Source organism: Scytonema sp. UIC 10036, from assembly GCF_009725235.1.
This window is the reverse complement of the sequence record NZ_WJFC01000082.1, coordinates 1-15,149: the sequence shown is the minus strand read 5'-3', so window position 1 is coordinate 15,149 and position 15,149 is coordinate 1. Positions and strand designations below refer to the sequence as shown.

The following is a 15,149-nucleotide window of genomic DNA, read 5'->3' as shown; positions in this document are numbered from 1 at the left end:
TATTGACGAAGATGCAAACATCTTCAGTAATGTGGAAGAAGATGCTAGAGGAAACGGTGGAGACATTCGCATCAGCACTGGCTCACTCTCAGCTACCAACGCTTATTTAAATACGGGTACAAATGGAGAAGGGAAGGCAGGTAATATCATTATTGATGCTCTTAACGACATCACATTTAATAGGAGTAATGTCTCCACCAGAAGTAATATCTCCGCTAAGGACAGGGGTGGAAATATCCGCATTAACAGTGGCTCACTTTCAGCTACTGAAACTTCTCTGGATACCAGTACAGGTGGAGAAGGGGACGCAGGTAGTTTAATTATCAATGTCCGTGACAAAATTTCCTTTAATGACAGTGTCATTACCAGCGACTCAAGTACTAGAGGAAAAGGCGGTGATATCAATATCACCTCTAATTTCCTATCCATGAAGGAAACTACTGTAGCAAATAGTACGAGTGGAGAGGGAAATGCAGGTAATGTAATTTTTAATGTTCGTGATGGCATTACCTTTGACACAAGTAATATCAACAGTGGCACACTTGATAAAGGAAAAGGTGGTAATATTAGTATCTTCTCTGATTCACTCTCACTTAGAGAAACTGTTGTGCAAAGCACTACGAGTATAACAGGAGATGCAGGCAGTATCAACATCAATGAATGCAAAACAGCGTGTATCTCTTGATGGGCAAAGTTCTGTTTTCAGTAATGTGTTCAACACAGGTACAGGAAATGGTGGAGATATCCGTATCAACACTGAGACTCTTTTTAGCAATGGTTCCGTAATTACTTCTAACACCAATAAAAAAGGAAATGCAGGCAATGTCATTATTGAGGCTCGCGAGCAAGTCTCTCTAGATAACAGAAGTGTTGTCGCAAGCAGTGTAGGGAGTACAGGTATCGGTAAGGGCGGCGACATTTATTTCTCTACTGGTAAGCTTTCACTAATCAATAACTCCATATTAAATTCCAGCACTTCTGGACAGGGAAATGCAGGCAATGTCATTATTAATGCTAAAGAGCAAGTCTTCTTGGATGGCAGTAGTCTCGTTGGAAGCAGTGTAGAGAATACAGGTATCGGTCAGGGTGGTGATATCCGTCTTACCACAAATTCGCTATCACTTACTAATGGTGCTCGACTGAGTGCTCGCACAAACGGACAAGGGAATGCAGGAAATATTCAAATTAGTACTTTCAATGATGTTAGCGTTTCTGGTACTACTTCAACAGGAGAATTTTCTAGCGGTTTATTAACATCCACAACAAATAATTCTACAGGTAAAGGCGGCGATATCACCGTAAATACAAATGTCTTGCGTATATCAAATGGTGCTGTGTTTAATGCAAGAACCAGTAATAATAGGAATGGTGGTGATATTACAATCAATACCAGTCTTTTTGAAGCGCTTAATGGAGGTCAACTAATCGCCACAACTTCAGGTGAGGGAAGCGCTGGTAAAATAACAGTTAATGCCACTGACCAAGCGATCGTTAATGGTAGCGATGTGACTTTCAATGACCGACTTGCCAAATTCCCAGGAACTATAAGTAATATTGGCGCTACCAGTGGCTTTTTTGTCCTCTCCTCAAGTTCAGGTAGCGCGGGCGATATTGAAGTTATCTCGCCCAAAGTGACTTTAGACAACCAAGGAAGATTCATCGCTTCTTCTGCATCCGGTGATGGTGGTAATATTGCACTGCAAGTCAGTGACTTATTACTCCTACGTCGTAACAGCCAGATTTCTACCAACGCTGGTACGGAGCTTAAAGGCGGTAATGGCGGTAATATTAATGTCAACTCAAAGTATATTGTTGCTGTTCCTGAAGAAGACAGCGATCTCACAGCAAATGCATATACAGGTGCTGGTGGTCAAGTCCAGATTAATTCCCAAGGGATCTTTGGTATTGAAGTGCGATCGAGAGATACAAACAGAAGCGATATCACAGCGAGTTCTGAGTTAGGCGTTGCTGGTGTGACAAATATTAATTCACCTGACACCAGTTCTCTTCGTAACAGCCTCAACCAACTTCCGGAAAACATTATTGATACCAATGCACTCATTGCTAATAGCTGCATTGCCAGACGCAACAACAGACAAAGTGGTACTTTCTTGATTACAGGAGGTGGTGGTTTACCAGAACGACCGGGCAATGCACTTCTGTCACCTTATGTAACTGGAACAATGCGATCTGTACCTATAGAAAATGAGTCACCTACGACAACAAATCAAAGCCGGACATGGAAAATTGGTGACCCTATTATTGAACCGCAAGGTTTTTACCAACTGGCAAATGGGAAACTGGTGTTAAGTCGAGAATGTCCTTAAACTTACGGCTTTGCAAGCGCAACTGTTGCTCTGAAGAGAGAATCACTCCAGCAGTAGAACCATTTAACTGAGTGCGGTAAAGCTAGTTTTCGGCTGCGATCGCAACCCGACTTTTCGTAAATATTCACCTTAGTAGCAGATAATTAAGATATTTGTTATGGTGTGAGTTAATGATTCCCGAATTCGATGAAAACGGTAATTTACCACCAGGGGTGTATGTTTGTGAATGGGAGGAGTTTAAAGAACGATTTGGTTACAATAGGCGTCGTGTACTGTTAATAGCAGGCTTGGAAATGGCAATGCAAGAGTTACAAGAGGCAGGATGTAGTATAATTTACATAGATGGTAGTTTTACATCAAGTAAACCAACACCTGGTGATTTTGATTGCTGCTGGGAGGAAAGCGGAGTTAATGCTTATGAATTAAAATTATTAGCACCTACTATATATAACTTTTCATTACAACGTATACAACAAAAAGCTAGATATAAGGGTGAAATCTTTCCAGCTAATTATCCGGCCAATGACACTGGAACATCATATATAGATTTTTTTCAATTCGATACTAGAAACGATACCTCTAAAGGAATTATAGCAATAGATTTAACGAGGTGGGCACCGTGATAATTAAAAGCGAACAGCAATATAATACAACCAAAGAATGGTTACAGAAGTTTGAAAAATCAGTAACCGAAATTGATAGTAATGAGAGTTTAAAAGCAGACCCAGTAAAATGGCAGCTATATCACGATGCATACCAAAGCCAAGTTGACGAGTTTAAGCAAGAAATAGCAGAGTATGAAAGATTAATTAATTGTGATAAAAGCAAGTCTATTCAAATAAAAGTCGAATCATTGAATAAACTACCAGATGCATTAGTAAAAGCCAGGATAGCAGCTTCACTCTCACATCAACAACTAGCAGAATTATTAGGTATTGAGGTACAAAGGGTTAAAGATTATGAAGATAGTGACTACCAATGTGCTAGCTTTGTGGAAATATTAGAAGTTAGTACTGTGTTAGGTGTAGAATTTGAAAATGCCACTGTACGTGTAGACTTTGAAGAAATAGAACACGTCAAGAAAGTTATAGAAAAATGGGATAAGAACAAGGCAAGTGCGACAAGTAAAATATAGTAAAAAAATGCACTCATTGCTAATAGGGTTCTTCAGTACTTGTTATGCTAAACTAACAAGTACTGAAGAGCCGCTAATAGCTGCATTGCTAGACGCAATAACAGACAAAGTGGTACTTTCTTGATTACAGGAGGTGGTGGTTTACCAGAACGACCGGGCGATGCACCACTCGAACCTTTTTCTACTGGTGCTATGCGGGCTATATCTATATTATAAGGATTTCACGCAATGGATCTCCCCCCTATAAAGGCTACGGTGTACACACAAATCTGAAATAGCTATTCTAGCCAGCAAACATCGCTGTGACATTTTCTGGGTTCTTATTGCACCAGTTTCTTAGTTAAGCGCTTCCATTGCCAAAATTTTGTAGCGCTTATTGGGGTGTGCTGCTACCACCATTACGAGCGCGCAAATATTCCCAAATCTGGCGAATCTCGTTACGAAATTCTTGGCGGTCAATAGTTGCTTGTTGTCTGTCTTGGGCTGCTTGCGCTCTATCCTGCTCTGCTTGTATGGCTAGAACATCAACACGATTGGTTACAGTGTTAACGTTTTCGGTTAATTGCTGGATGTTGGCAACCAAGACATCAATCGTGGCGCTCTGAGCTAACACATTTTGGTTAGTTTGTTGGATGCTAGCACTCATAGCAGCAATAGCATCATTCTGAGCGAGTACTGTTTCACCTACGTTGATAAACAGAGTTTCTAGGCGGCTGATTCGTTGCTCATGGCGAAGCCGTTGATAAATGGCTGGCTTCGTGGGGAAGTGAAAGCGAGATGCCAAAAGTGCAACCTTATTGATACAAAAAGATAGAAAATCATTAACGACTCCTGTTTTGTTACATTCGCTCAACATAATCAAACTGATAATGTACTCTTTACTAGTTATTCATCCTTATAAACTTCCCTACGATGTCCAACTCTTACAACTGATATTATTAAAACGTCATCAAAAATATCGTATAAAACGCGATAGTTACCCACGCGAATCCGAAAGTATCATTCTCCTTCTAGCTTACAACCCATTTGACGAGGATTTCAAATAGTTTATAATTTTTTGTAATCTATTCTAATATCTTGTTGTAGCTTTTTTAATTGCTTCCACCTCACTCTCACTCATCTATAGGTCACGATCTATCTCGCTTAATTCTTCACTATATAGTACATTTTTAGCTTCCTAATAGCTGAATATCTTCTCATCTTCAGCCTTGCTAAGTTTACAGTTCATACATCTTCTAAAGGTGCTCATAGCCTGTTCTAATTTTTCGTAGTTACTTTAACACCTGCTTTTTTAGTTGTGTTTCCATTTTTATATCCTAATAAATTTATACGAAATTAGCTCTAAACTTTCTATTACTGTTGATCGTACTTACCACAAGATATACTATAGAGATACTGATTTCCACGATGATTCCCTGTTGCTGCATAATCCATTGGATGCTTGTTTAAGTCGGATGTCCTAAAGACCAGCACTATTTTTAAGCCGTGCGAATCAAGGAGATGTACCGTCGAGACAAGAATCATACAGGAAGATATTGTAGTTCTTAAACCGTCATTATCTCTTTAAATTATTGATGGCAAAACTGTTGTTAGCGTGTGATGTGCTTTGGAGAAGATTTTAGGGTTTTGGGGAGATTGAATTAGGATTGCAGAACCATAATAGGCTTGGCGAATAATGATTGAGCTGAATTTTTCCAATAAGTAGCACGACAATGTGTCATTATGAGCAAGCTAAATTTCTGGTGGAACGTCGGTAGTATGCAACAATGCTGAAAATAAACGTCAGGTATGTCGCTATTGCGGATGATTGAAGCATGTGCGGTAAAGTCAAGTCAGAGATATACCCTCAATGCACAGCTGCAATTAAATTATGAATTCAGTTTAATATTATGATTAAATGATGCTACTGGTAACAGTGGCAATATTAATGTTATTGCTACTCCGTATCTTAACTGATGAAGCTACTTTGCTAGTACTTTGGAGAGGAATGAGCAGCGTTAATAAGGCAACAGATTCTGTGTTACACACATCATTGTTATTATTTGAATTGAGCCCAGAATTATAGAACAAAAGAATAGAGAAATAAAGATAAGAGTATATTCAACATAATTTGACTCTAGCATGAATTGTAATGTGCGATCGCTCCAACTTCTTTTAAATCTACGGTAGAGCGATGAGAAGTACATTTATAACATTTGTTTGAATCAGAAATCCTTCATATCTCTCACTTATGTTCATTCAAAAATCTAATTGATTGCCAACTGATAGGTATAATGCTTTTACTTGTTCACTCAAGTACCGTTTTATTTTAAATAAAAAGTATCTCAAATTTTGTAATGGCTCGCTGTCTCGTCTTTACTTAACAATCTTAAACTAAAATTTTTATTTTAGAATTTCTTACCGGCGAAAAACACACTGCAATCAATATCTCATTGGTGTTGTTGTTGTCTATGGTGATTTTTTTGTTCTTGGCTACGAGTCCGCTTGATTTCTATATTTTGATTGGTATGGTTCATTGCTGAAGACTTCACCACTAACTCATGCCCCGAACTGTGTGGAATAACTTGTTAAATTGTGCTAAAAAGTATTAGTAGCAGAATTTATCATAGGTTTACTTCATTAATGCAATGGTTTCTATACACTTTACGGTGTTCGCAACAGTTGTCAGAACCATTCTGGGTTATCAAAAAAAAAAAGAAAGAAACTCCATCCAAGAAGTTGGCTTTCAACAAAACCTTATGTCAAAGTGCCAACTTATAACACTACGTCCTAATTCCCCAAAGATTAAAGCTTAATTTCTGGTAAGATTATAAAACGCACTACAAAAAATATTGCTGCAATCCTAACTTAGGTCAATTTCACACCATCCCATAGCACACTCTAAAGCACTGACATAGTTTACGTCAAAGAAGTAGAAGAGTCGAATGCGTCTGTATATGTTGACAACTCGCGATCCAGCAAATCAATACTTTAATGGAGTTATATTATCTCAACTATCTTTCCGATTATCCATTAGCTAAGCTTTCTCGGCTAGAGCATCCCATACTCGAATGTTTTTTGTAAATGTCCTGTTGCGAAACAAAATTTCCAGACACACACCTTTATGCTACTGTTACTATCGAACTCATTTACGTAGAAACAGTATAGTATTGTATATTCCATTTCTATGAAATATTTGAATGTTGAGGTGACGGAAAGCACTTCACCTAACAGTAAGAAGTACATCATAAGATACTTGTTATTTCCTATAGCTCACTCATTTGGAACAGAACCGTTTGCTTTTCATTTGAATTTTTTTGTTTCGTTGATCGTTACTGCGAATGTACCCAAAACATTACACTAATTTTCCTGTGGTGCCATTTACCAGCATATAAGTTCCTAGACTTTAATCTATTTTGCATTGGAGATCACATTTAAGTTTATTCGATAAGACCGCGAACATTATCGGCATTTAAAGTAGCGAATTCTCACACGTCTTAAATTATTCAGCCCTGAGAGTGGGTATCGCGAATCTGACAATACACTCGTTTAACACAGAAACTCCGCAACGTGTGCAGAATTTAAAAATTGATACAGACATACAATATAACTGCCCCAGTAACAGTACTTTATTGATGATCAAGGAAAAGGAGGTTAGGCTACTGCTAGCGTACACTTCCCAAGGTAGTTAGTCACTCAATCTGGTTTGGAATGCAGGAGATTTAACTTAGAAACAGGAGTTGATAGTTCAATATAACGTTCAATCCTGTACTTTAATCAGGTTGGATTATAATAGCTAAAGGAACATCGGCTACATCCGGAGCAGCAAGACAGGAAAACAAGTAATATCAAATCAACTCCGGAATTTTACAAGCATAACCCCTATTTACACGCTGCAATGTCAGGTGAGTTCTATGAGTAAAATATTTTTCAGCAATAAAACATTAGATCTAAACTTATTGTGCCCGAGAATGCTTCGATAATTCTATCTGCGACCATTATTTCCTGGAGATAGCAATTTTTGCTTTGCTCCTGAACCAAACGTTATATATCTTTAACACTGTGTTTAGTAAGTTCTCTTTGTATCGACTATACAACAGACTTATGTGCTACTCTCAAGCATTAATCACAATCTGTTATTCTGCTCAGTCGTTAGGAGTGGTAGCATTTTGTGTATGACCTCTTTTCTCCTCCTCACGATTTACCCATAACTTATGAGCTACCACTGATTGCAATAGTTTATTGCAAGACGCAACCAACGGCAAACGTATTTCTCATTAAAGGAGTGGGTTTACCCCACGTCCGCGATGCCCCTTTCTCCCATATAACGAACAGCAGTCTATAACATCACCACTCTACTCCGTGGAAAAAAGACCATTGTTGAACACAGGTGTGTATAGAAGAAAATGGTTTTGGTAATGAGCCGAGGTCTAGCGTAGTTTATCAGAATTAGCGCGTTCAAGGTGATGTTCCCCATCACATGGAGCTCGACGTTAGATGTGTTGTTAAGCTTTTGCGTAAACCTTTAAGTTCGTTATGAATTTGGAAAGGTCCGTACTTTAAAATCTCACGACACAATTTGCTGGACCAAGGATCTGACAACATTCCTTCAGGAATTAGAAATGTCAATTCCCTCCCATGTTGGCTAAATTCTCGCCTGCTGTTTCAACCGATATAATAATTCCCCGACCGTTATCACACATTAAGAAAAATTGAAATTTAAATACTTTGATATAAATTACTTCAGTTTAGTTTCCTTGAGCGTATTCCAATTAGTACTCTCCTCACAGAAACCGACAAATGCTTCTTAGTCGAGATTAACTTCCGCTCATCCATTGTTCAAATTTAGACTTTAATCTTACAGTTTAAAACAAGATATCCCTGTCCAAACTCGTTATAATTCGTGAGAATTCGTGAAGGTTGTTGCAATTCAATGTTGTTCTCTTACAGGTGTAATACTGACCTCATACTCTCTCAATAACTTATACACTGGAAGTTTGATTCAGTGCTATCTCTGAAAAATTTGAGGACCTACTTTTTGTTCAATTTTTCGTAGTTAGCTAAGGTCGCAATGGCTGATGTGAAGTGTCGAATTGGTCAATAACTAACTGACGTCTTTAATACGCGATCGAAACTCTCTATCTTTTCAAATGATGCCAATACAAAATTCAATACCAAGCCAAAAAGCTGTAAACTGAATCACAACCGTAACGTAACCATAACATTTCAATAGAAAACTGCGAAAGACAAGAAGAAATTTCAAGAAATGATAATTCGTCCCAGGCTATGCCAAAACTACTCCCATACTAGACAAAATTGAGATTGGTGCCCATCAAGCCAGCATAGTTATGGGTGACATTGCTGCATCTCACTAATCCATTAAAGAGGATTTTCAATATTCTTCCTTTGCAAATTTAACACTTGAATCAAAATACTATTAACACTATTTTGCCACTAATCCTATTGATCGACTTTCCTTGTAGATTTATCAACGAACAATGTAAAAGGGTTCTGTCGTTACGAATTATACTAAGTGTAACCCAGATTAGGATAATCTTTAATTTTATTAAACAACCTATGCTTACGTCTTCAATTATTATCGGCAATTCCTTTTTGATAATAATTTTACCTATTGAAGAAAAAAGAAATGCCATTATTTGAATTTTCTCTCCCGATCAATTTTCTGCTTCCCATCTGTATCTATAATTATCAGTAAAACCTATTTTTCTGAGATACACAGGAGAGCATTGCATAAACACTGCGATCGGAAAATTTTTCAACACATTACTTTTGTTTTTTCAAAGTTTCCAAATTCTTATACCCGCCAACATAATCTCTAAGATTCAACCAATTACGTAGTTTAAATTTGGATTTTTTTGTTAAGCGGTAACTCGCCAGAGCGGATACAGACGATTTCTTTATTCTCATCAGAATGAAGAAATCGTCTATATCCGCTCTGGCGAGTTACCGCTTAACAAAAAAATCCAAATTATAAACTACGTAATTTGTTGAATCTTTAGAGATTATGTTGAGCGGGTATAAGAATTTTTGGAAACTTTGAAAAAAACAAAAAACTTAATTGTTGTTGAAAAAGTTTTACCCGATCGCAGTGGTTTTATCGTCAATGCTCCTCCTGGTGTATCTCAAGAAAAAATAGGTTTTACTGATAGTATTATAGATACAGATGGGAAGCAAAGACGAAATTTACTAGTGACAGCAAATCTTCAGAATAAATGGCGATTTTCTTTTTCTCTTCAATTGGTAAAACATTATTTATCAAAAAAAGGAATTGAACCGGATAATGTAATTGACGATCCTTATAGCATTAGGTTTGCTTCTACTAAAATTAGAAGGATTCATCCTAATTCTGGTGGTTATGTAAGAGCGGATACAGGTGGCAGTCAGATACTTATTAATTTTCGTAACAGACAGAACCCTTTTAACATTGTTTCGTTAGATGACATCTACAAGGGAACAGTCGAATCAGATAGGATTAGTGGCAAAATAGTGTTAATAGGTATGATGACTTCAAGTGTTAAAGATTATGCAAATTCATCAGCAACAAATATTGAAAATCCTGCTTTGAATTATGGAGTTGAGATGCAAGCGCATATGGTCAGCCAAATAACTAGTGCTGTGCTTGATGGGCGACCAATGCTCAATGTTTGGTCTGATGTATGGGAGTATGTTTGGATTGTGGCTTGGGGTATATTAGGCATTAGCCTGGGACGAATTATCCATTCTCCTTGGAAAATTCTTCTTCTTGTTCTCTTCGCGAGTTTCTGCTTGATTGGAATATGTTATGGGTTACTGGTTATCGGTTGGTGGATTCCAGTTGTACCAGCTTTCTTGGCTTTGGTATTGAATGGTTCTGTATTGGCATCTTTTGAAAGATACGATGAAGCTTTGCGATCGCGTATTAAAGACCGTCAGTTAGTTATTGACCACATCTTCGACACTATCCACAGTCAGCCATTGCAGACCCTTAGCATAACATTACGAAAAATTCAAAGCAAAGAAGGATTGGCTCCTCAACAATTTTTGTCAGAGATGCAGCAACTGAATCAAGAACTTCGCAGTGTATATGAGTTAGTTAAAAAAGAAGCTTTGACTGAGGTCAGTAGTTTACACTTGGGAAAAGAACAACAATTGAATTTGCAACAACCACTTCACGAAATTCTTCACGAAATTTATAACGAGGTTGTGGACAGGGACTATCCTTGTTTTAAAACTGTTAAGATTAAAGTCGTAAAATTTGAACAAATGGATGAGCGGAAGTTAACTCTCGAACATAAGCGAAGCCTTTGTCGGTTTCTGGAAGAAGCATTACATAATGTAGGTAAGTACGCTCAAGGAACAACTAAACTTGAAGTGATTTGTATTCAAGAGTCAGGTGTAAATACAATTCGAGTAGTCGATAACGGTTCGGGAATTAATGCGATCGCCAATATATCATATGCGGGTTTTGGAACACAGCAAGCGCAGAATTTAGCCAAACAATTGGGAGGTCAATTTGAGCGATTTCCTAATTCTCCTAAAGGAATAGTTTGTCAGATCACTTGGTCCCCAGCAAAATTGTGGTCGTGGAGATTTTAACAGTACTCCCTTTCCAGAATTGCATAAACGGAACTTAGAAAGGTTACGCAAGCAAGCTTAACCAACACCCATACTAACGCTCGTAGCGTTCCCATTGTGATGGGGCAACATCACCTTGGGGACGGCTGCTAATATCTGATAAACTACGCTAACGACACTCCCGGCTCATTACCAAAGACCCATTTTCTAGTCTATACACACCTTGTGGTTCAACAATGGGGTCTCCTATTTTCCACGGACGGTGAGAAGTGGTTGAAGTCGTTATAGACTGCATAGTTCCAGTTATATAGGGAGAAAGGGGTGCATCGCCGGGACGTTCGGGTAAACCACCACTTCCTGTAATGAGAAAAGTACTGTTTTGCCGATTGTTGCGTCTTGCAATACAACTATTAGCAATCAGTGCGTTAGCGTCAATAATGTTAGCTGGTAAATCTGTGAGGCTATTTTGCAGAAAAGTGATGTCAGGTACACCAATAATGCTACCACTCACTATACCACTTGCATTCACATCAACACGATTATTACCATCTAATGCTTGAAGAGTAGCAGCATCAGTCCTTGTCTGTATAGGTCGATACAAAGGAGAACTTACGAAAGCACGAGTGTTAAAGATGATATTACCGCCTTGGCCTTCAGGAGCAAAAGCAAAAATATCGCTATCTTCCAGGGAAATAATGGTGTCAGCAGATAGGAATATATTACCGCCACTTCCTCCTCCACGAGATAAGTTAGTCCTAATGTCACTGTTATTGCTGAGGAACATATCTTTAGCTGCGATAGAAATATCACCTCCACCCGCTTGAGTTGCAGCTGTGGTAATGTTGCCGTTATTGGCTTGTAAATTATCGCGGAGGTTGATGTTGATATTACCTGCTTTTCCCTGTCCTTGACTGCTACCTGTGATAGTAGCCCGATTGTTGAGAGAAAGGGAGTTTGCTTTTAGCTGGATATTACCGCCAACACCTTGATTAAAAGTAGCAGCGAATATGAACGCTTCATCTTGAACTATCAAACTCCCTGTTTCTAAAGTTAAATCTCCTGCATTTCCAGAACCCAGAGTTTGAGTGACTAAGCTACCTCTGGTACTAAGTTGTACGCTATCAGTAGCAGTGACTGCTAAATTACCTCCTTTTCCTTGACTGTCAAGTAAAGTACCTGTGGATACTGACGCACCATTACGTATTCGTAATTGTCTGGTATCAATTTTTAAATCTCCTGCATCACCGCTTGCGGAAGTTTCTGTTGTTAAACGAGTGTATGTGTCAGCATTCGCGGATGTACCGCCCACTTCCACAAAGTCAGGAGCTATCGGAATTGAAAGATTTAAGAACGATTGTGAGTAATTCCAGCTACTTTAAAATGCCAGATCATGTTCGCGTCTTATCGAATAAACTTGTGAATGGTGATGCTGCCAATGCAAAATATGATGGTAAAAGTCTAGGGAACTTATATGCTGGTAGTAGTGGCGACCACATGGAAAAATTAGTTGGTAAATGGTTTTTGGGTAGCGATCGTCCAGTAAGCGATCAACCAGAAACCAAAGAAAAATTCAAATATGAAAAAGCAAACGGTTCTCTGTTCCAAAATGGAGTGAGCTATCAGGACATTAATCAAGGCTATCTTAATGACTGCTACTTCTTAGCTGGTTTAGGTGAAGTTGCTTTCCGTTCACCTCAAACAATTCAAAATATGTTCATAGATAATGGCAATAGTACCAATACTTATACTGTCCGCTTCTACGTAAATGGAGTTGCTGACTACGTAACAGTAGATAAATATTTACCTGTAGATAAATCTGGAAATTTTGTTTACGCCCAACCAGGACAGTTTAACAAAAAACATTTCACAGATCCAAATAATGAACTATGGGTTGCTCTAGCAGAGAAAGCTTACGCTCAATGGAATGAATCTGGAAAGATAGTTCGAGATAATACTAACTCCTATAAAGGTATTGAGTTTGGCTGGGATCGCGAAGTTGTCAAGCATATTACAGGACGCAATTCGACTCGTTCTACTTCTTTTGACTTTAACACTATGGTCAGTGCCTTTAACAGTGGTAGCCTTATGGGTGTCAGTTCCAATCCTAATGCTTCTCAAATTGACCCTAAGTCTAGGATTGCAGCTAATCATGTTTATGTAGTTGTCGGTTATAACTCCTCTACTCAGAAATTTAAGCTTTTTAATCCTTGGGGAATGAATGACGACGTAGCTGGTTATAATGTTGGCACTTTTGACATATCTTTTAATGAATTGAAAGCCAACTTCTCTGGATGGAGTCGTACAACCTAACTTAAGAAACCCAGAAACCCGGTTTCTTGGACAAACTGGGTTTCTAACACAGTACAAAGGTGTCATGAAAACCATTGCCAATTAATGAAGTAAACTCTATGAATAAAATTCTGCTACTAGCAATACTTTTTAGCACAACTTTAACAAGTTATTCCCACACAGTTTCAGCCATGAATTTACCTACGATTGTAGTCTCTCAAGCAATGAAACCATCACCCAATCAAAATATAGAAATTCAAAGCGTGACTCTGTTAGCCAAAGAACAAAAAAACTCACCAATAGGACAACCACCAACATCCAATCGAGATATTGGATTTGCTAGTGTGTTTTTCCGTTTAAGCAACACTGTAGAGAAAGATTCTAAAATAACAATTTTAAGTATTAAGATTGTTAACGTTAAAGACGAACAATTGCAAGATTTTGCATATTCGCAAAAGGAAATAACATTACGTCCATTACAAAATTCTGAGATACCTTTTTATTTAACAAATAAGACGGGTTACCTTGGAAGTGACAAAGTAAAAGCAGTTATTACCTATCAGATTGGCAATCAAATTAGATTTGTTGAATCAGAACCAGTTACAGTGGAGAGATATTAAGGATGTTCTTGATTCAACACAAACTGCTATAAATGTACTCTCTACGATCGCTCTACAGTAGTTTTAGAAGAGAGTTGGAGCGATCGCACATTTACAAATTTCATGCATAGAGTCAAAATTATGTTGAAGTATACTCTTAATCTCTTTACTTTCTCTATTCTTTTGTTACTCTGTCTGAATAATTCAGCATCATCTCAAAATAATCACAATGACTGTGGCTGTATCACAGAATCTGTTGCACTTACTTTCACGCTGCCTGCATTTCCTCTTCCATAAGTACTAGCAGATAGTTGAGCTTCATCAGTTAAAGATACGGAGTTAGCAATAACATTAATATTGCCACTGTTACCAGTAGCATTACGATTTACATCATTAATAATTAAACTCGATTCATTAATTTTAATTGCCCCTGTGGCATTGAGGGTAATATCTCCTGCTTGACTGTTAACCGAACCCTGCTCCACATCTATTCCCGCAAATAGCCGACTATCCCCTGAAACGTTTATATTTGCAGCATTGATTGCAATACTACCCCCGTTCCCAGCCAGAACATTTAGTCTTGCTGCATCAGTAATGGACACATCTGCTCGTGCTACGTTCTTGGGAAAATTCAAGCTCAAAATACCATTATTCGCCCAAAGCCCTACTGTTCCTGGTTCTGCCAATCCCCCTAATTCAATGCTCCCACCAAAAGCCCCTAAAAATCCTCTCTCCAAACGCACATCACCACCGACTAACAACAGGCTTTTGCCATCAAGAACATTTAAACCATAAGTCGGACGGTTTGAAGAACTATCAATAGTCGTTCCTGGTACTGTAGTTCTTGTCCTCGAACGGTTAACTATCTCCCCTTGATTCGCAACGGCATTATAAAATAGTGCTGAGTGCTTTTAAGGACATTCCCGACTTAACACAAGCAATCCAATTGTGGATTATGCCGCATACAGGGGAATCAGTCGTGGAAATGCAAAGGTTATCTACTATAGTATAATCTTTGTTGGGTAAGTACGAGTCAACAGTTAATAGAAGAGGTCTTAGGAGCTAATTTCGGTATTAAATTTGATTAAGGATATAAAAATGGAAACCACAACTAAAAGACAAGCGTTGTTAAAAGTAATCTACGAAAAATTAGAACAGGCTTATGAGGACACTTTAGAAGATGTCATAGAACTGTTAAACATTCGCAAGGCTGAAGATGAAGAAGATATTCAAGCTATTAAGGAA

Annotated in this window: 11 protein-coding genes; 7 read left to right on the top strand and 4 right to left on the bottom strand. The window is 38.1% G+C overall.

Going from position 1 to position 15,149, the window contains the following annotated elements; translation table 11 throughout:
• Positions 1-31: 31 nt before the first annotated feature.
• The 4 genes from F7734_RS31440 to F7734_RS31425 all read left to right on the top strand — a co-directional run bounded on the left by F7734_RS31440 (position 32) and on the right by F7734_RS31425 (position 3,462).
• Complete coding sequence (locus F7734_RS31440; RefSeq protein WP_155748482.1) at positions 32-685, top strand: hypothetical protein; 654 nt, start codon at positions 32-34, stop codon at positions 683-685.
• Positions 657-2,327 carry an S-layer family protein gene (locus F7734_RS31435; protein ID WP_155748481.1) on the top strand — a complete coding sequence of 557 codons (1,671 nt, stop codon included), beginning with the start codon at positions 657-659 and terminating at the stop codon, positions 2,325-2,327. The genes F7734_RS31440 and F7734_RS31435 overlap by 29 nt, the downstream gene beginning before the upstream one ends.
• A 170-nt stretch (positions 2,328-2,497) precedes the next feature.
• Positions 2,498-2,950 (top strand): hypothetical protein, encoded by a 453-nt coding sequence (locus F7734_RS31430; RefSeq protein WP_155748480.1) that lies wholly within the window; start codon positions 2,498-2,500, stop codon positions 2,948-2,950.
• Positions 2,947-3,462 carry a helix-turn-helix transcriptional regulator gene (locus tag F7734_RS31425; protein WP_347566318.1) on the top strand — a complete coding sequence of 172 codons (516 nt, stop codon included), beginning with the start codon at positions 2,947-2,949 and terminating at the stop codon, positions 3,460-3,462. Before F7734_RS31430 ends, F7734_RS31425 begins: the two co-directional genes overlap by 4 nt.
• 373 nt (positions 3,463-3,835) lie before the next feature.
• On the opposite strand, the gene F7734_RS31420 is transcribed toward F7734_RS31425, so the two are convergent.
• Entirely contained in the window at positions 3,836-4,108 is a 273-nt protein-coding gene (locus tag F7734_RS31420; protein ID WP_243147193.1) for a hypothetical protein, read from the bottom strand.
• A gap of 239 nt (positions 4,109-4,347) precedes the next feature.
• Positions 4,348-4,452, bottom strand: a complete 105-nt coding sequence (locus F7734_RS66335; protein WP_166482272.1) for a type II toxin-antitoxin system RelE/ParE family toxin — start codon at positions 4,450-4,452, stop codon at positions 4,348-4,350.
• Positions 4,453-9,498: 5,046 nt separating this feature from the next.
• Here F7734_RS66335 and F7734_RS31410 point away from each other — a divergent pair.
• A complete protein-coding gene (locus F7734_RS31410; protein WP_166482269.1) occupies positions 9,499-11,037 on the top strand; it encodes a CHASE2 domain-containing protein in 1,539 nt (512 codons plus the stop codon).
• Between the two features lie 148 nt (positions 11,038-11,185).
• On the opposite strand, the gene F7734_RS31405 is transcribed toward F7734_RS31410, so the two are convergent.
• On the bottom strand, positions 11,186-12,325 hold the full coding sequence (locus F7734_RS31405; RefSeq protein WP_155748478.1) for an S-layer family protein: 1,140 nt from the start codon (positions 12,323-12,325) through the stop codon (positions 11,186-11,188).
• On the opposite strand from F7734_RS31405, the gene F7734_RS31400 reads away from it, so the two are divergent.
• The gene (locus F7734_RS31400; RefSeq protein ID WP_243147191.1) at positions 12,313-13,326 is read left to right on the top strand and encodes a C2 family cysteine protease; all 1,014 of its coding nucleotides are present in this window, start codon (positions 12,313-12,315) and stop codon (positions 13,324-13,326) included. The genes F7734_RS31405 and F7734_RS31400 overlap by 13 nt on opposite strands.
• A 98-nt stretch (positions 13,327-13,424) precedes the next feature.
• Complete coding sequence (locus F7734_RS31395) at positions 13,425-13,925, top strand: hypothetical protein (protein ID WP_155748476.1); 501 nt, start codon at positions 13,425-13,427, stop codon at positions 13,923-13,925.
• Between the two features lie 203 nt (positions 13,926-14,128).
• Here the strand turns inward: F7734_RS31395 and F7734_RS31390 are convergent, their stop codons facing one another.
• Positions 14,129-14,665, bottom strand: a complete 537-nt coding sequence (locus F7734_RS31390) for a hypothetical protein (protein ID WP_155748475.1) — start codon at positions 14,663-14,665, stop codon at positions 14,129-14,131.
• Positions 14,666-15,149 lie beyond the last annotated feature (484 nt).